Raw genomic sequence first — 17,400 nt, 5'->3', positions numbered from 1 at the left:
TCGATAATCCCGGAACTCCATGATAAAAAATCGGCTTAAAGAGTTCAGCGAAAGTTCAGGAAAAAGACGGCCCCAAAGAAATTTGTCTTTTCATCTGAAGTTTCTTGATCCGTTTTTCCTAGCACGCGACCGGATCTGGGAAGCTACTCGCTCTCCTTCGACAGCGGTTCACTATCATGAATTATAACGGTAGGCCTACAGTAAAATACTAAGGATTTAGTATACCGGATTTACATCTCGTTCGGAAGAAAACTTCCCGGGGAATTATCCTCCTTGGGAAAGAAGGTTCTTGTTGGGTGAGATCTTGGAGCTTTCTCTGAGGTTCTCAAGCAGGCGTTCAACCACAAGCATCTTTCGCAACGAGACCTCCTGGCGCCTAAGAGAATCCTTCTCGATCCCGAAGTACCCGCTGTCGGCGGGCTTTGTCTTCGCAAGCGACACTATGTAGAAAGTCTCCCCCGACTTGTAAACACGATTGGGGGTAGGACGGTTGCTTCTCAGCCCGAATACATCTGAAATGAAATCCCCCGATTCGACGTCCAGAGGATCCTCGGACCTTGAGAAAAAACCGGTGCGCTCCACCGAAAGACCCATGGACTTGGTCACCCCGGAGAAACCTTTGCCCGAGGCGGTTATTTTCGCGAGACTGTTCCCGGCGGATTCCCTGGCCCGATCGATGCCCTTTTCCCTTTTTAAGGCCTCGGTAATCTCCCCGCGCACGGACTCAATTCCCGACCGCTTCGAGGATTGAACCCGGGTTACCTCGAAAAACCAGGTGAAATCCCGAAGTACCACGTTTGAAAGCTTCTTTTTCTTTACAGAAAAGGCCTCTCTTCTTATGGCGCCGGGGACGTCTCCGCCCGCGCCTCCGAGAGTAAACTCCGCGGTTTCTTTCACCTCAAGCGAGCTTTTTTCGGAAAGAAGGTCTGAGAAGGAACGTCTTTTCCGGAGAAACTCCTCAAGGAACTGGTTGTAGAGAAGCTTTGATTTGCCCTCTACAAGCTGCTTTTTTATCTCCCCCTTTACGTCGTCAAATGGTTTCGGGGTCCCTTTGGAAAGAAATTCCTCCGGGTAAGTAGTGTAGTAGGCCTCGATTTCCTCGTCGGAAACCTCGGCATCCTCGGTGAAATCCCCGGGAGTGAGTTTTACGTAGCGCGCCGCGCGTTTCTCCGGCTCCCAGAAAAGATCGGTGTTTTTTCTGTAATACCGGGCGATTTCCTCTTCGCTCGGTTTCTGGCCCTCAAGGTAATCCCGGGCCGCAAACGAGACGTAGTGAAGGTCGATTTTCTCCTCGCGCGTCCTGTAGATGCTTAAAAGCTCCTCGTCGCTTGCCGTTACGGAACTGTCAAGAACTGAAACGAGCTTCTCCACAAGGAGATCCTCCCTGTAGGAATCCTCGAAATCCTTCACGGTGCGGTTAAGTCCCCTTGAAATAAAGTCCCGGTAGCGTTCAAACCCCACGAAAGCGCCGTCCACCTGGAACCCCGGATCGTTTCTTATTGCGTCTGAAAGCTCCTCCTGGCTTACCTTGATCCCCAGTTCCTCGGCCTTCTGGGCGAGAAGCTTCTTGTTAACCAGCGAGTCGATCACGGAAAAATTCACGTATTCGAAAAGCTCGTCCGAGATCTCCTGGTCGCTGCGGCGCAGGCGGTCAAGCATCGAGTCCCTGAGATTATAGAACTCTGCGAGGGAAACCTTGTCCCCGTTTACCTCTACCGCGGCTCCGCCGCTGGGGCCTCTCCCTCCTATGCTTATTCCTCCCACGTATCCGAAGCCGATAACGAAGGTAAGGGCGAGCAGAAGAAGCAGGGCTTTAGTGAGAAGGCCCTGTCTGTTTTTTATGGTATCGAATGCCAACGGGGTTTTCCTTGAAAAGACGAACTAAACTCTATATGAGCCGGTATCAACTTTCAAGCTGCCGGAGGGGGCCGTGCGGTCCCCGGCTTGACACGGATAAGGGGCTCAAATAGCTTACAGGTGAAATATCCGGGGGCACGGAGAAACTCAGATGATAACGGCGCTTGGCGGCGGAAGCGGAGCCGCGAAATTTCTCAAGGGACTCACGGGGATAATTCCCCTGTCCGAACTCACCGTAATAGTTAACACTGCGGATGACATGGACCTTTACGGAATGAGGGTCTCTCCGGACATAGACACCATAATCTACAGGCTCTCGGGAAGCATAGACGAAAAAAAAGGGTGGGGACTCCGCGGCGACACGTTCGAGTTTCTGGGCGCCGCCGCAAGGTTCGGTTTCCCGACGTGGTTCGGGCTCGGGGACAGGGACCTCGCCACTCACCTGTTCAGAAAAGCCGTCAGCGACGGGGGTGGGACCCTCAGCGAATCCACTTCAAAGATAGCGCAGCGCTTCGGCCTCGGGGAAATGCGCATACTGCCAATGAGCGACGACAGGGTCGAGACATGGATAGAGACGGACGCGGGCGAGATGCACTTCCAGGAATACTACATAAAGCACGCAATGCGCCCCGAGGTGCGGGGAGTCAAGATAAAGGGCGCGCGCGAGGCTTCTCCGGCCCCGCTGCTTCTTGACTCGATAGACGGCGCCGATCTGGTGATCATATGCCCGAGCAATCCCATAATCAGCATAGGCCCCATACTCGAGATAAAGGAAGTGAGAGAAAGGCTAGTCGCTGCGCCGGGACTCAAGGTCGCCGTGAGCCCCCTTATGCGCGGAAAACCCCTTAAAGGTCCGGCGGACAAGCTCATGAGAGGACTCGGAATGGAGGCTTCTTCGACCCAGGTGGCCAGACTTTACGCCGATTTTCTGGATGTGCTCGTAATCGACCGCTCGGATGCGGGAGAGGCGGCCGCCATAGAAGCACTCGGAGTAAGTGTTTTCGTCACGGACACTCTGATCCCCGACGAGCAAAGCTCGATACGCCTTTCGCAGGAAATTCTTGATTTTACAAAATCTCTGGGACAGCGGCGCGCTTCGCCCTAGGCAGGGCGATCATGAATCCTCTTCTTTCTTTTTCTTTGGCTCTTAGGGCACGATGCTGTAAAAAAAGAACTGAGGTATGCCCTTTACTTCCGATGAATCGCAGCTCGTCGGGATCTTTACGCCACTGTTCAGGACCACTGTGTTTATGCTGTAAACCGTAGTTTCCCCCTCCACTCCGAACTCAACCGCGGTATAATCCTCGTTGTCTTTCTCGAATTCCCATCTTATGTCGTAAATGCCGAGTTTTTCTATCTCCCTTCTCAGAAAATAGTCAGAAACCTGCGAAGTCTGAGAATAACACGACCTTCCCCTGAAGCAGTCAAGAAATATCTCGCCGCGAAGGTGAGAGGAAACCACATCATCGAGATTTCCGCCGTTCACCCTCCCGTAATATATCCCCTCGGGAAGCATGATCATGTTGGCGGCGAAGCGGTGGCCCCCCACATGGCTGGTTCTCCACGCAGAAATCCCCTCTTTTTTTAGAAGCTCCCTGTAAACTTCAGCCCCTGCGACCGCACAGCATCCGTCGTGGGCTCCGTGGGTGCAGACCAGAACGAGCGTTTCTTCGCAGGAAAATTTCTCTATCTCTTCGGTGCGGACAAGCTCGGGGAGATCTATCGAGAGGAGGTCTTCGTATGTTTCTATTTCGAATCTGTAGAGTTTCGGGGAAACCTCAGAAGAATGGGCGTAGTAAAAAGCGAGATTCCCCTTGCTCGGTCCCGGCCCTCCTATCAGCTGAATCCTGGATTCCTCAAAAGACGAAAGAAAACCTCCGAGATGCTCCTTTACCTCCTCCGGCAGCGCGCTTTCCGGAAAAGCGTCCCTTTTCCATACCTTGGAGTACTCAAGCAAAAACCAGTCCTTCACCTCAAGAGCGGTTCCGTAGAGATGTTCTCCGCTTTGGGAAGACCCCTGGGAACATGTAAGTGTTTTTTCGTCGGTCATCTCATCCTCCTTGGCCCTGCCCGCCGTTTTTTTCCCTAAGCACCGTCAGGAATTCCCCTTTCGGCACCAGATAGAAGAACTTTCCCCAGTTTTTCATCACACCCGCGTGCCGGGAGGCATCTTTTCCCTCCCCCCAGAAAAGGTCGACGCGGCGGGCCCCTTTTATAGCCCCCCCGCTGTCGTGGTTAATGACAAAGCGGGAAACCGGCTCCCACTGTGACGGCTCGACCGAAGAGGAAGTTTCGAAGACCGGTCTCTCAAGCTCCATGAACGCCAGAGCTCCCCTGGGGAAAAAAGCCTTGTCGGTCGCTATGGTTCTGCCGTCGACAACTTCCGTTCCGAAAGAGGTCTCGGGTTTGCCCGGAAGTCCGCGGAAGAAAATGTAACTGGGGTTTTTGTAAAGGATATTCATCCTCTCTGCGTAGGAGAGGGATCTCAGGTGGCTTTCTATGGCCCAGAGGCTCATTTTTTCCCTCGGAATCCACTCGAAGAGAAATTTCCCTATTGCCACGTAATCGTGTCCGTTCTGGGCGGCGTAGCCCACGACCCGCTCCTCTCCGTCTGCGAACCTTATTTTACCCGAGCCCTGAATCTGAAGAAAAAACGCGTCAACAGGGTCTACCCACGCGATCTCGAGCCTTTTCCCCCTGAGCCTCCCCCCAGAGTCTATTTCGCTTCGTGAGTAATAGGGAACCAGTTCGGACGTCCTGCCGGGGCCTCCAGGGGCGACCCTGCCATAAAGGGACTGAAGCTTTCCCCGGGTGATTTTGTCCTCCTCAAGAAACGAAAATCTCTCGAACCGCTCGACGAACCTGTCTATCCTCAAACGTACCAAGTCGTCGGGAACCCCATAGAGCGGCTGGGTGTGCTGGGGTGTCCTGGTTCGGGAAGCGGAGAGCACCGGAGAAAAGTAAGAGGTTATAAAAACCTTCCCCCAGGGTTTTCCCGGAAAGCCGTAGAAATCGAAATTTTCCCTTACGTCCTTTATGAAATCATCCTTGGTAACGCCCGCTTCAAGCTTGGCGAGAAGATAACCGAGCGCAAGGGCGTAGTCTCCGGCGGAGACGGTTTTTTGTCCGAAAACGAGCTGGGAGTCCTTTTTCTGCGAAAGTTTCTCGACGCTTGCACCGATGGATTCCTTCAGTCCCTCGGGGAAAAGGTCGTCGTCCATCTCGGGGAACGCGGGAACCGCCCGCATGGACTCGGGGCTCGGAATCTCCGGGGGTCTTTCACAGGAAAGGTAGAGAAAGAGCAGGAAAACGGCTGACAGGACAGCTGCGGTTCTTTGTTTCATCTAAACCTGTTGGTTCTCTAAAGGAAAAATATGCGACGCGAAACGCCCGCTAATCAGGATAAATTTATACCTTGTTACATGCTGCTTGCGCAAAAATTCTGTGTCTCCGGTCTCTGCCGGGACGGGTATTTTTCTGAAAAGACAGGGTAAAATAAAAATTTCGGGTTAGTTTGGCCGCAGCGGCCCGCAGTTTTTTTGCAGTCAGAAAACGGAAAAATGAAACGGAAATTCCTTGGCATAGATATAGGGGGAACCAACATCAGGGGAAAAATCATCTCCGAGGAGGGAAGCACGCTCGGCGAGAGAAAAACCCTCTCGGACGCCCACATGGGCATCTCCCGGCTCATGGAGAACCTGGCCGGCTTCATAGAAGGATTTGCCGGGGAAGGGGTATCCGCAATCGGGATAGGAGTACCGGGGACCGTTGACCGCGCAAGCGGCATTCTCGTCCAGGCCCCGAACATAGCAAACACCAGAGATTTCCCGTTTACGGAAGTCCTTTCGGAGAAAATCGGAACCGCAACCCCTGTTTTTATACAAAACGACGCTTCCTGCGCGGCTCTCGGAGAATACCGGGCAGGGGCGGGCAGAGGATCAGACTCGATGATAATGATAACCCTGGGAACAGGGTTCGGGGGAGGAATAATCCTCGACGGAAAGCTCTGGCCGGGGGAAGACGGCTTCGCCGGAGAGGTGGGACATATGACGATTAACCCGTCGGGACCCATTTGCGGCTGCGGCGCTAGGGGCTGCATTGAAACCTACGTTTCCCAGGTGGCGATAAAGAGAATCGTCCGCGAGCACCCGGAACTCCGCAAAAGGCTCGCCGGTACCGAAGAATCGGCCCTCCCCGAGCGCCTAGCGGAGCTTGCGCGCGAAAAAGACCAAGCGGCCATCTCGGTATGGAACGACTTAGGGACGAACCTAGGGGTGGGAATATCAATTCTCGTAAACATCCTCGACGTAAAGACGGTGGTAGTGGGCGGGGGGCTTTCGGGGGCCTGGGAACTTTTTATCGGGAAAGCCATTGAGGAAGCCGAAAGAAGGTGTCTTGGGGGAGCGCAAAGGGGATTTCAAGTAAAAAGAGCGGCCCTGGGAGACGATGCGGGGGTGCTGGGAGCGTGTTACGTGGCCGAAACCGGGCTCGGGGAGAGATCCTAGGAGGCCCGGAGACTCTTCGCAAGGTCAAGCAGCTTCTGCGAAGAACCGCGAATTCTTATCCTGAGCCACGGACCCTTCGTTTCATCCGCCTTGAACCTGTTATCCATTCTTAAACCGCCCAGCCAGATTATTCCATCGCGGGTTTCGAAAACCGGCACTTTTTTTCTAAGAAATCTAGGTATTTTCTCGTCAATGAAGAAATCCTTGAGCTTCTTGACCCCCTTCATTCCGAGCGGAACGAACCTGTCTCCTTCGGAAAAGCTCCTGAGCGTTACGGGAAAACCGACTTTCTCGGGCGCGAAGTGCCCGACGTCGGCCGCGCCCCAGAGAGAGGCGTCATCCGTAAGCTCAATAGCGACCTCAAGATCCCGGGAGATCCTGTGGGTACCGTGGTTTTTTATCTCGGTTTGCGGGAACTCGCGGAATCTCTCCTCGCGCGTGAAAAAGAAAACCCCGTGCCCCGCGTGAAAAACGACTCCGCCGGGAAGGTTTATCTCAGCAGAGGGCTCACTGGAACGCAGCACCTCGTCAATCGAGAAAAGATGCTTTGCGGAAACCGAGTTCAGGTCCCCCTTTACGGCCAGAATCGATTTTCTCATTACCGAGAACCTGATCGCCGGGGGCTCGCGAAGAAGTTTTTCCGTGTCTCCGAGCACGCCTCCTGCCACAACGCGAGCAATTCCCCGAAATCTTTTCTCGGCTTCGGCCGAAATGAAATCCGCTTCCGCGGCGCAGACCGCCGCCACACGGGAGAGAACCTGCTCGACGGCAGGATTATAGCTCTCAAGCAGGGGAATAAGTTCGTTTCTTACCCTGTTTCTCAAAAATTCGTCCGAACTGTTGGTAGAATCCTCCCTCCAGGGCTCTCCTTTTGACTGGAGGTACTCCATGGCTTCATACTTGGTGACGTTTATGAGCGGACGTATTATGTTACCGACTAAGGGTCTTATCCCGGCAAGCCCTTGGGAACCGCTTCCCCTTATGAGCCTCATTATGACCGTCTCAGCCTGGTCGTTAAGCGTGTGCGCCGTGGCGATCTTCTGGGCAGAATGCTTCGTCAGAACATCGTTGAAAAAGCCGTAGCGAAGCTCCCTGGCGGCGTCCTCAAGTGAAAGTCCGCGTTTTTTTCTGAAGCCCTCTGTGTCTACCCGCACGCACTCAAACGGAAAGCTGAGTCGCTGGGCCGCTTCCCTGACGAACTCGGCGTCCTCATCCGATTCGGCGCCCCTTAGCCCGTGATTGACGTGGGAAACGATCACATCTGTGCCCGGATAAAACTCCCGCAGGTCCCAAAGGGCAAAGAGAAGGGCCATGGAGTCTGGTCCCCCGGACACTCCCGCGACGATCACGTCCCCGGGAGCGATCATCCCGAAGGAATCAACCGTTTTTCTTATCTTGGCCAGAAACATCGGAGTCGCTTTGAGAGATCCCGGCGGAAACTATAAGCCGAAACGCGTCTTCCACGGAAATATCCAGTTCCTGCAGGTCCTCTTCCGGAACCATAATGTAAATGCCGCTTGTCGGATTCGGCGTCGTGGGGACAAACAGGCTGACAAGATTATGGTCCGTCACGTTATGGCTCCTCCCGGCCTGCGTAACTCCCGTTACGAAAGCTATGGCATGAATCCCTTTTCTCGGGTACTCGACCAGCACGACCCTACTCATGCTCTGCATCTGGGAGGTGAAAAAAAGCGTCTGCACGACCTGCTTCACGCTCACGTAGAAAGCTCTCGCAAGCGGAATCTTCGAGATAAGAGACTCGCCGAACAGAATGATCCTCCTGCCAACGAAGTTCCTGGTCACAGCCCCTAGGAAAATGATCAGCAGCAGTGTGGCGACGATTCCTATGAGAAAAGAGAGTCCCTGAAACACGTAGGGCGGGACGTCTATGAAGTGGCGTAGTATCCCGGCAGGGCCAGTGCTGAAAAAGAAAAGCATCCACTTTATCAGCTTGTAGAGGATGAAAATGGTCACCCCGAAAGGGACGATAATCAGGATGCCGGCAATAAAACTCTGCTTGAAAAAAGAAGATTGAGGGGGTTTTGAGTCCGGTATTTTAATCCTCCCGTTTCTGGTCAATCTCTTTCCTGAGAAACCTGCTCGGCTTGAAAACGACCGTGAGGCGGGAAGGTATGTCTACTTCCTCTCCAGTGGAAGGGTTTCTTCCTATCCGGGATTTCCTTCTCGTGACCCTGAAGGTTCCGAACCCAGGGAGTTTCACCTCTTCACCGGCTATAAGCTTCTCTCTCATCAAGTCGAAAAAAAAATTTACTATCTCAGCGGATTCCCTTCTCGAAAACCCTACTTCCTCGTATAAAACGCCTGCCAGATCCTTCTTTGTCATGAAAAGCCCCCTTTTTAAATCGAACGCAATTCGGCCCCTATTGTTTTTTCCAAACTCTTAAGAACATCCTGCTGAACCCTGTTAGCATCCTCGTCGGTAAGGGTCCTTTCCCTGTTTCGAAGAATCAAGGAAAGCGCAACACTCTTTTTTCCTTCCTCAAGGGAATCTCCCTTGTAAACATCAAACACCCAAGCGTTTTCTATTATACCGGAATCCGCCTTTTTTATAACCGAAAGAATTTCCCGTACCGGAACCGTATCATCGACCACAAGCGCTATGTCGCGACGAAGAGAGGGGAATTTGGGAAGGGGGGAGAATTTCCTCTCGAAACTCGTGTAAACAATCGAGAGAAGTGACAGGTCGAGTTCAAGCACGTACACGCTTTCGCTTATCTCGAGTTTTTCCAGAAGATGGGGATGCAGCTCCCCTACCATCCCCAGAACGTTTCCGTCAACCAGCACGGCTGAAGATTTTCCGGGCCAAAGGAATCCATGATCGGGGGAAACGGACTCAAACTCTATCCTTGAATCCACCGAAAGGACCTCCAGGCTCCTTTCAAGCACGCTTTTTATGTCAAAGAAGTCGAATTTCTCCCCGTCCCATATCTCGGGTGCCCTCTTTCCGGTGGCAATCGCCGCGAACTTCTTCACTTCGTTCGGCAATTGGTCCATGTCCTTGGGGTAAAAAACCTTGCCGGACTCGAAAAGTCTTACGTCTTGATTCTGCCTTGAGAGGTTGAGTCTCACGTTTTTCACCAAGGAGGGAAGAAGGCTCATCCTCATCTCCGAAAGCTCCCGCGATATCGGGTTCATAATGCGGATTGACTCCTCAAAACCGAACGTCCTTAGAAGTTCGGGAGACTCGAAACTGTAGTTTATAGCCTCAAGAAAACCGTAGGAGACGAAAATGTCCCTGAGCCTTTTCTCCATGACAGTTATCACGTTGGGTTTTCTGGCTACCATGGGAACCTCCGGCAGGACGGAGGGAATGTTGTCATAACCCAGAAGACGGGCGACTTCCTCGACTATGTCCACCTCACGTTCTATATCCACCCTGAAAGTCGGAACCCGAAGCAAAAGCTCCCCGGCAGAGATGCTCAGGACCTCAAACCCGAGACTCTCGAGAAGTTCCGCTATCTCCTGGGAATCGGTGGATATGCCGACCAGATTGCAGACCTTGTCAACCGACATGGAGATCTCCTTTGGGCTAACCGGTTCGGGATACACGTCGATAATCCCCTTGGCAACTGTTCCTCCGGACAAGCGGCTTATAAGCTTGGCGGCGCGGTCAAGCGCAAACGAAACGTTGTTTATATCTATGCCTTTTTCAAACCTGCTCGAAGATTCGCTCTTGAGACCGGTTCGCTTGGACGTTTTTCTTATCCCTACGGGAGAAAAGTAAGCGGATTCAAGCAGGACATTGCTCGTCGCATCCTCTATTTCGGTGCCGGATCCGCCCATGACCCCTGCAAGCGCGACGGGATGGTCCCCGCTGCAGATAACCAGATCCTCGGCGAGCAGCTTTCTTTCGACCCCGTCCAGCGTTTCTATCGTTTCTCCGTCACCAGCTTTTCTGACGGAAATCCGACCCTCATCAAGCTTGTCGTAATCAAAAGCGTGAAGGGGCTGTCCCTGCTCAAGCAAAACGAAGTTCGTAACGTCAACGACATTGTTAACGGAGCGGATTCCGCAGTACTCAAGCCTCTCCTGAAGCCACGCGGGAGAAGGACCGATTCTGACTCCTTCAATGAGCCGGCAGCAGTATCTGGGGCATGCCTCCGCATCCTCAACAACTACAGCGGCCTTTTCCGAAATACTCTCCCCCTGCTCTTTTAAGGAAAAAACCGGTTTCTGAAGATTCTCGCCCAGTATTGCAGAGACTTCTCTTGCGATCCCGAAAATACTCATGCAGTCAGGACGGTTAGGGGTAATTCCCACCTCGAAGATAACGCCGTCGTAACCGATCTGCTCGTTCATGCTGGTTCCAAGCTCAGCCTTGGGTGAAAGAATCATTATGCCGTCTTCGTCGCCCGAGAGGCCTATTTCATCCGCGGAACACAGCATTCCCTCGGAATTCTCCCCGCGGATCTCGGAACGTTCTATCTTGAGGCCCTCCGGAAACTTCAAGGTAGGGGGAAGAAGGGTTCCGGCCTTGGCAAAAGCGACCTTGTCTCCTTTTTTCATGTTGTCCGCACCGCAGACAACCGTGTAGCGGGTTTCTCCGTCCGTAACCTCGCAGACGCTCAGCCTGTCGGCGTTCGGATGCTTTTCGATGCTGCTTATCTGGGCGACGCAGACATCGACAAGAGCCTTGCCCTTGTCTTCAAGCGCTTCAAGCTCCAGGCCCGCCATGGTGAGCATTTCTCCCAGTTCTTCCGGAGAAACGTCGATTTTGAGGTAGTCGGTAAGCCATCCAAGAGGAAAAATCATAAATTCACCCGGCGAGTTAGGTTACACGGTATAAAAAACTGGTCAACAGTTAACCTGCTGAAAACAAAAGATTATTTAAGAAATTAAAAATAACCCCCAAACAATCATGGCCAATCCCGGGGGGCCGCGCAACCGCTCCCGCGAACAGGCGGGCATTTTAACCGGCTGAAGAGAAAAAACACGCTTCCCGAGACGGGCAAAGAAGCGCGTCCCCGCGTAAAATTCTCAGTGAACTCCTTAACTGTTAACAAATTATTAAAATTTCGTTTGGAGTTTCTTAATTCACTGATATGAAACACTTTTTCTTGTCGATAGATTGTGAATGAAATTCTCCGAACTCTACAGGCTGTATTCTAACTTCCTTAAATAATTAAATAATTCTCTAGGCAGGCCGATTCCTCTCACTCTTTTCACCGAGTGCCCTGTGAAATGTTTGGGTTGACGGGGGGCAACTCAGTAGAGCTGCCAGTCGGTTTGAGGTTAGAGGTAAATTTTATCGAATTAGGTAGCTTAAAGGCTTATTGGCATGGATTCGGAATTAGTCAATATTCTCCAGTGACGTTCCAGACTCAAGCTCGTAGATCCTCCGAAGCGCCGCGCAGTCATAACGCCCGGGGATGGTCTTGCTCCTGTCTCTGCACCAGAACTCTGCGGTCATTACGGAGGATGCACGGGAATCCTGACCGATATGCCCGGGAAAGGCTACGGCATGCAGAAGCTCGTGCGTGGTGAGCCACATGGTATAGGAGTCGGTAACGTATTCGCAGGAATGTCTTCTGTTGTGCGTCGACGGCGAGATCCATATATGGGCCCTCGTGATTTCCCCGCCGTATGGGATGTCGACCAGCGAGATCGCTCCGGCTAGCGGAGCGTAGACGCTGTCCCCGTTAAACCATTTCCAGTCCAAGATCTCCGCGAAGTCAAAATATATCTCTCCTTGAGGAACGTGGGCCTGTCCGGGCGTCACGTCGCTTCCGACAGTTATCTGGAACCTCTTAGGCAACATGGCGTTTATTCTCGCGACCGCCTCCACTATCAGGATCCGCTGCCTTTCCGGGACGTTGCTGGCAATGCGCACTACTGGCGGCACATCCCACCGCGTGGTCACCCCGTAGCTTCCGCCGTCAACCGACTTCACAAAAGCCTCTATCCGCTCATCGGGCATTTTGTTTACTTCAGTCGGATCGCATGTCGGGGGCAGAGCTGAGATGGGATCGTGCAGATAGGCGCACATGTCCGCGTAAGGGGCGGCCGGCGTGGCGGACTCAATGCTGTCTTGTGTTCCGCAGAATACCGTAGACCCAGCTTCGGAAATCAGTTCTCCCTCGCGGCAAAGAGTCTCTATGTGATGATAAGTGCTGGGATCCCCGAAGAGATATTGTTTCCAGGTGCCACATGGGGGCAGTTCAGATATGGAGTCCCTTGGAAGCCCGTGGTCCTCGAGCACGGAAGCAAGAAGGCTCTCGCTGGTGTTCAAGTGAGTGCTCTCTCCGCAGCCAGCAACAAACAGCAATGCCGCAAACAGAATTCTTATCACTTCTCTTTCTCCTTGGTTTCTTCTTTCCCCTCTTACAGAAAGATCCCCAGCAGGACCCTCAGCCGATCTCACAACATGTCGGGAATCTGCGGTTCGGTCTCTTTTTCGTCTGGCATTGCGACATCCTAACAGCATATAGATTACCCTGTTTGCGGTCAGAAACCATCGGGATCGGAACCTGCACCGACCTCTTAATCACTTCCTGTCAATCTAAGTATATAATTCCCTTTTTGGATACGGATTAACTGTCAACTTAACTTGATAATTCCCAAACATTCAGTCCCGCTTTTACTTTCCAATGCAGAATCTGGAGAAAATTCTGCCCAGAAGATCTTCCGTGGTGACTTCTCCCGTAATCTCGCCGAGCGAATTCATTGAGTTTCGGAGTTCTATCGAGAGAATCTCTGGATATTCGTTCCGCTCAAGAAGCTCAAGAAACATACGCAGCTGGCTGCGAGCTTTCTCCATGGATTTCTTGTGCCGAAGGTTTGTAAGTACCAGTTCCGAGGCATCCGAGGCATGAGGCGAGCCCGCAAGGGTCTCGAACATGGCCTGCCTGAGCCGCCCTATCCCCTCTTTTGCAAGTGCCGAGGTTTCAACCGGCTTTTTTTGCCCAAGAATCCTCCGCAGCTTTGATCTTTCCAGTTTTTCCTCAAGATCCATCTTGTTGATTACGACAAGATGCTTCTTTTTGTCGGCGGTCTTGAGGATTTTTCTGTCCAGAGCATCAAGTTCCGTGTTCTGGTCCAAAACGACGAGCACGAACTCGCATTCTTCAGCTTTTTTCAAGGAAAGCTCCACCCCGAGCCTTTCTATCCGGTCTTCCGTGTCCCTTATGCCGGCCGTATCAGTTATAACGAGGGGAATTCCCCCGATATTTATTCTCTCTTCGATAAAATCCCTCGTGGTTCCTGCTATAGGGCTCACTATAGCCCTCTGAGTCTCGAGCAGGCAGTTAAGTATGCTCGATTTTCCGACGTTAGGCTTGCCCAGTATTACCATCGTTACCCCGTCTCTGAACATTCTGCCCGTGTCGTAGCTGTCGATGAGCGCCGAAAGTTCCTTTTCCACGGATCCAGACGCTTCCTTGAGGCGGTTTTTCGCAATGGGATCTATATCTTCCTCGGGAAAATCGAGATTCGCCTCTATTTCCGCCAGAACGTCAAGAATTTGATCCTTAAGTTCGTTAACCTTGCCCGAAAGGGTCCCTTCAAGCTGAGCCTCGGCGTACCTGAGGCTCTGTTCGGTCTGGGCGCTTATAATGTCAGAAACCGCCTCGGCCTGTGCCAAGTCCATTTTCCCGTTAAGAAACGCCCTCTGGGTAAATTCGCCCGGGGCAGCGAGGGTCGCCCCGAGGCCGATCAGGATTTCAAGTATCTTCCGGGGAACTACATATCCCCCGTGAGAATGTATCTCGGCTACGTCTTCCCCCGTATAGGTATCGGGAGAACTCATAATCACACACAGGGCTTCATCCACCATTCCACCTGTTTCGGGGTCAATTATCTTCCCGAAACAGAGTTTTCTCTCGGAAAAACCCGAGTTTCTCGCGGGAACGAAGATTTTTCTCGCGATCGAGTGGGATTCACCGCCGCTTATACGGATTACGGCCACTCCTCCCTCTCCAGGCGGGGTGGAAATGGCGGCTATGGTGCTTTCGCGCTCGGGCACAAGTGACGACATGAAAGAGAATCTACCATATAAAGCCGCATTCAGTCAGAGAAAAAAGCTAAAAAAAACCCCGAATGTTTCACGTGAAACATTCAGGGCAAATTGAGGAGGATTTTCAAAAAAATCGTTAAAACTCTATTCCTCGAGACTCTTAAGCGTGTCCATGGCAATGCTGGTGTGCGCGTAACAGGAACCGGCGGTCATGACCATGGCAACGTTTATAGCCTCAGCCATCTGCTCCGCAGTTACTCCGTCGGTGTGCGCGTCCTTCACGGTTCCCCTTATACAATAAGGGCATTTGGTCGCATGAGCACATGCAAGACCTATTATTCCCCTCTTCATTTTCTTGCTGAGGGCTCCGTCGGCAAAAATTTTCTTGTGAAGCTCCATGAAGTGGGGAGAAATATCGCCGCTGCATTCCCTGAAACTGGCAATCTCCTTCGCTATATCCTTTTTGAAGAAATGTCCCTCGGTAAGCGGGATGCCGCTTTCGAGGGTGTCCCAGGCTTCAAAAGCTAGGCTTGAAAACGCGAAAGGCCCCCCCATGTTGAGCCTAAGTCCCACGTATATCGATTCGATTATCTCCTGGTCGCTCGCTCCCTCTTTTTTGCTGGCTCGAACCCTTGACCTTATGCAGTAAGGGCAAGCCGTAATATGTGCTACGGCTACTGCAATAAGCTGTTTTTCCTTTGCGGTGAGAGCTCCGTCGGTAAAAACCGAATCATGATAAGCCATCCAAGAATCGTAAAGATCCGGGTTCAGTTTTCTGAGATGAGCTATATCCCCACCGATCTGGGCCTTCATTATAGTATCAGACATACCGGTTATACCTCTCCTTAGGTTATTGTTTCCCCGTTTTTTAAAGAACTGCGCTTGACCAAAGCACAGAAACTCCAAATCCTCAGGGCATAAGGTAACTGCCTCAGACCGGAAAATCAACTAGCCGGGCACCCATGGAGACAGGTTTTGCCCAGACGGGAGGATGTAGGCTACATTTGGTCGATTAAGCTCATCCACTCGTCGGCTAAATGCTCCCACTCGTCTTTAAGAATAAGCTTTTTTCCCTGTATGATTACATCTTTTATAGGAGAAAGAGATTTCTTGGTTTTAGTCATAAGTATAGCTCCTTCGAACTGAGACACCAAGTATCTGGCCAACTCCTTCGGTTCAAGATCTTCGTGAAAAAACCCCTGTTCCACTCCTTTTCTTAAACATTTCTCAACCAGAGCTTCGCATTCCTGGTAATACTCATCCAGAATGGAGCGGAATTTCTCGTTGATGGAACTCTGTTCCAAGGTAATGTTTCCGAAAAAAGAGCCCGGGTATATGGGCTGCTCGAAAAGATGATGATGAGAAGCAAACGTCTTCTTGTAACAGGTCAGAAACTGCTCAACAGGGTTAAGATCGGCTTGCATAATTTCCGAGATTTCACGGACCTGCTTCTCGGCAAGTTTCGTGAGAACACTCAATCCCAGCTCTTCTTTGCCTTCGAAGTAGTAGTAGAAATTGCTCTTTGAAACGCCTGCTTTCTTTATGAGCATGTCTATAGAAGTCCCGTCATACCCATAGAAATGGAAAAGCTCGGTGGCGGCCTCCATAATTTTATCTTTATTGCTCATAACGCTTAGTTGCTACTAGTACTAAAGGTACTAAACCTTTAAAAGAATCCGTTGTCAAGTGCTCTTTGAACAAATTACAATGTGATACGGAACGGTCGGTTCTTATCGAGTTCGGCCAGTTCTTCGGGTGAAAGGTCCTTTGACTGGAGCAGAACCTTGAATTTTCTCCCCATGAATTCAGGCATAAAAAGCGTCTTGGCCGCAAGACGGTCTCCCTGGTTCTGGGGTTTGTCGTATGTCTTGAAAATTTCGAGAATTCCCCAGTCAACAAGAAACTGTCCCTGGGTTGTATACTTGACGGTGCCAAAACCCAAGGTATCCCCGACCCTCATAAGTTCGGAAAAATTAACGTCAGCTGTTATATCCTGCTCTCCAACCCTCGTGTAGGGGTCGGAACTCAGTTCATGGCGATAAAAGCACCTGAAGGTGCCTTTTCGCCTTCCGGGGGAGTAAAGCTCGGGAGCGAGAGATCCATAGTCAATGCATAGAACAAACCCTTTTTGAAGCGCCTCTCCAACCTCGGCAAGCCATTTCCCCGCCAGCAGACAGGCTTCCGCCTCTTCGCCTTGGGCGTATCCTTCCAGATATCGTTTTGAAAAGTCATAAATTCCTTCCGCTTCGGGATTCCGCAGAACTTCCTCGATTTCCCCGTTGCGAATGGAGAGAAAAATCTCCCGGATTTCCTCTCCATCCGACCTAAGTCTGTGAAAGGGCAGAGAATCCAGAAATTCGTTGGCGATCACCACTCCGCGGAATCCGTTTTTTCCGATCTCCTGAAGATCGTCTATCCACCGAACCTTTCCGCTGTGCCCCTCGAGCTTTTTCCTAGCCGCCAGAACCGCTGCCGGGCTCGCCTCGCTCATCACGTAGTCGGTCTTTGAGTAAAGCCCGGGGTGGTTCCGGCTAAGGTCCTCGAGTATATCAAGGGCAAGCTGCCCGCCAGAGGCCCCAAATTCCACAACGGTGAAACTCTCCCCTTCCAGCAGAAGCGACGCCTCGGCAAGGAACCGCGAGATAGTCTCCCCGAAAGAGCGGTGAACCGATGGAGCGGTGTAAAAATCACCCTTTTTCCCGATCCTCGCCTTCCCCGATGAGTAATAGCCGTGCCCCGGGTGAAAAAGGGACAGTTCGACAAATCTGCGGAAAGAAATCGGGCCGGATTCCCGTATCTCCTCTTTTATAATTTCCAAAAGGGTATGCACTTTTCCTCCGCCACAGAAAATAACAGTCAGGAGATAAAATTACACAAGTTTTCCATGCTTTAAAAATAAGCTGAAATCCTTCCTTGTTGCCCGAAAAACAAGGCAAAAGAACACATTACGGCGGATAAAAAAGATCTGGTACCGGCTAGTAGCAATTTCACACAGGGCTAAAAGAGACCTTCGAGGGCCGGAAAAAATTATCAAGTAATTTCAGATAGTTAAACTTGTTAAGACGC

At 51.7% G+C, this 17,400-nt stretch carries 14 protein-coding genes; 2 read left to right on the top strand and 12 right to left on the bottom strand.

Annotated features, from left to right (window positions below):
* Positions 1-264: 264 nt before the first annotated feature.
* Positions 265-1,857 (bottom strand): hypothetical protein, encoded by a 1,593-nt coding sequence (locus F4Z13_04720; protein ID MXZ48540.1) that lies wholly within the window; start codon positions 1,855-1,857, stop codon positions 265-267.
* Between the two features lie 151 nt (positions 1,858-2,008).
* Between F4Z13_04720 and F4Z13_04715 the strand changes: the two genes are divergently transcribed.
* A complete protein-coding gene (locus F4Z13_04715) occupies positions 2,009-2,962 on the top strand; it encodes a 2-phospho-L-lactate transferase (GenBank protein MXZ48539.1) in 954 nt (317 codons plus the stop codon).
* Positions 2,963-3,004: 42 nt separating this feature from the next.
* Here the strand turns inward: F4Z13_04715 and F4Z13_04710 are convergent, their stop codons facing one another.
* Both F4Z13_04710 and F4Z13_04705 read right to left on the bottom strand, forming a co-directional pair.
* Complete coding sequence (locus F4Z13_04710; GenBank protein MXZ48538.1) at positions 3,005-3,907, bottom strand: hypothetical protein; 903 nt, start codon at positions 3,905-3,907, stop codon at positions 3,005-3,007.
* 1 nt (position 3,908) lies between these two features.
* Positions 3,909-5,201 carry a transglycosylase gene (locus F4Z13_04705; protein MXZ48537.1) on the bottom strand — a complete coding sequence of 431 codons (1,293 nt, stop codon included), beginning with the start codon at positions 5,199-5,201 and terminating at the stop codon, positions 3,909-3,911.
* Positions 5,202-5,417: 216 nt separating this feature from the next.
* Here F4Z13_04705 and F4Z13_04700 point away from each other — a divergent pair, with 216 nt between their 5' ends.
* A complete protein-coding gene (locus F4Z13_04700) occupies positions 5,418-6,362 on the top strand; it encodes an ROK family protein (GenBank protein ID MXZ48536.1) in 945 nt (314 codons plus the stop codon).
* On the opposite strand, the gene tilS is transcribed toward F4Z13_04700, so the two are convergent.
* The 9 genes from tilS to F4Z13_04655 all read right to left on the bottom strand — a co-directional run bounded on the left by tilS (position 6,359) and on the right by F4Z13_04655 (position 17,194).
* The gene (gene tilS, locus F4Z13_04695; protein ID MXZ48535.1) at positions 6,359-7,771 is read right to left on the bottom strand and encodes a tRNA lysidine(34) synthetase TilS; all 1,413 of its coding nucleotides are present in this window, start codon (positions 7,769-7,771) and stop codon (positions 6,359-6,361) included. The two genes, F4Z13_04700 and tilS, sit on opposite strands and share 4 nt — an antisense overlap.
* Positions 7,740-8,441, bottom strand: a complete 702-nt coding sequence (locus tag F4Z13_04690; GenBank protein MXZ48534.1) for a DUF502 domain-containing protein — start codon at positions 8,439-8,441, stop codon at positions 7,740-7,742. Before F4Z13_04690 ends, tilS begins: the two co-directional genes overlap by 32 nt.
* The gene (locus F4Z13_04685) at positions 8,419-8,706 is read right to left on the bottom strand and encodes an integration host factor subunit alpha (protein ID MXZ48533.1); all 288 of its coding nucleotides are present in this window, start codon (positions 8,704-8,706) and stop codon (positions 8,419-8,421) included. The genes F4Z13_04690 and F4Z13_04685 overlap by 23 nt, the downstream gene beginning before the upstream one ends.
* A gap of 14 nt (positions 8,707-8,720) precedes the next feature.
* Entirely contained in the window at positions 8,721-11,135 is a 2,415-nt protein-coding gene (locus F4Z13_04680; GenBank protein ID MXZ48532.1) for a phenylalanine--tRNA ligase subunit beta, read from the bottom strand.
* Between the two features lie 538 nt (positions 11,136-11,673).
* Positions 11,674-12,744: a hypothetical protein gene (locus F4Z13_04675; protein MXZ48531.1), complete on the bottom strand. Its 1,071-nt coding sequence runs from the start codon at positions 12,742-12,744 to the stop codon at positions 11,674-11,676.
* A gap of 216 nt (positions 12,745-12,960) precedes the next feature.
* Complete coding sequence (gene mnmE, locus F4Z13_04670) at positions 12,961-14,355, bottom strand: tRNA uridine-5-carboxymethylaminomethyl(34) synthesis GTPase MnmE (GenBank protein MXZ48530.1); 1,395 nt, start codon at positions 14,353-14,355, stop codon at positions 12,961-12,963.
* Positions 14,356-14,478: 123 nt separating this feature from the next.
* The gene (locus F4Z13_04665; GenBank protein MXZ48529.1) at positions 14,479-15,162 is read right to left on the bottom strand and encodes a hypothetical protein; all 684 of its coding nucleotides are present in this window, start codon (positions 15,160-15,162) and stop codon (positions 14,479-14,481) included.
* A gap of 170 nt (positions 15,163-15,332) precedes the next feature.
* On the bottom strand, positions 15,333-15,962 hold the full coding sequence (locus tag F4Z13_04660; GenBank protein MXZ48528.1) for a TetR/AcrR family transcriptional regulator: 630 nt from the start codon (positions 15,960-15,962) through the stop codon (positions 15,333-15,335).
* A 74-nt stretch (positions 15,963-16,036) separates the two neighbouring features.
* On the bottom strand, positions 16,037-17,194 hold the full coding sequence (locus F4Z13_04655) for a hypothetical protein (protein ID MXZ48527.1): 1,158 nt from the start codon (positions 17,192-17,194) through the stop codon (positions 16,037-16,039).
* Positions 17,195-17,400: the final 206 nt, after the last annotated feature.

Source organism: Candidatus Dadabacteria bacterium (assembly GCA_009837205.1).
Classification (GTDB): domain Bacteria; phylum Desulfobacterota_D; class UBA1144; order Nemesobacterales; family Nemesobacteraceae; genus Nemesobacter.
This window is presented reverse-complemented; position numbering and strand designations above follow the sequence as displayed.

Bases quoted from the DNA above. Each gene is read 5' to 3' on its own strand.
- F4Z13_04715 (MXZ48539.1), top strand. From the start codon at position 2,009: ATGATAACGGCGCTTGGCGGCGGAAGCGGAGCCGCGAAATTTCTCAAG.
- F4Z13_04710 (MXZ48538.1), bottom strand. From the start codon at position 3,907: ATGACCGACGAAAAAACACTTACATGTTCCCAGGGGTCTTCCCAAAGC.
- F4Z13_04705 (MXZ48537.1), bottom strand. From the start codon at position 5,201: ATGAAACAAAGAACCGCAGCTGTCCTGTCAGCCGTTTTCCTGCTCTTT.
- F4Z13_04700 (MXZ48536.1), top strand. From the start codon at position 5,418: ATGAAACGGAAATTCCTTGGCATAGATATAGGGGGAACCAACATCAGG.
- tilS (MXZ48535.1), bottom strand. From the start codon at position 7,771: ATGTTTCTGGCCAAGATAAGAAAAACGGTTGATTCCTTCGGGATGATC.
- F4Z13_04685 (MXZ48533.1), bottom strand. From the start codon at position 8,706: ATGACAAAGAAGGATCTGGCAGGCGTTTTATACGAGGAAGTAGGGTTT.
- F4Z13_04680 (MXZ48532.1), bottom strand. From the start codon at position 11,135: ATGATTTTTCCTCTTGGATGGCTTACCGACTACCTCAAAATCGACGTT.
- mnmE (MXZ48530.1), bottom strand. From the start codon at position 14,355: ATGTCGTCACTTGTGCCCGAGCGCGAAAGCACCATAGCCGCCATTTCC.
- F4Z13_04665 (MXZ48529.1), bottom strand. From the start codon at position 15,162: ATGTCTGATACTATAATGAAGGCCCAGATCGGTGGGGATATAGCTCAT.
- F4Z13_04660 (MXZ48528.1), bottom strand. From the start codon at position 15,962: ATGAGCAATAAAGATAAAATTATGGAGGCCGCCACCGAGCTTTTCCAT.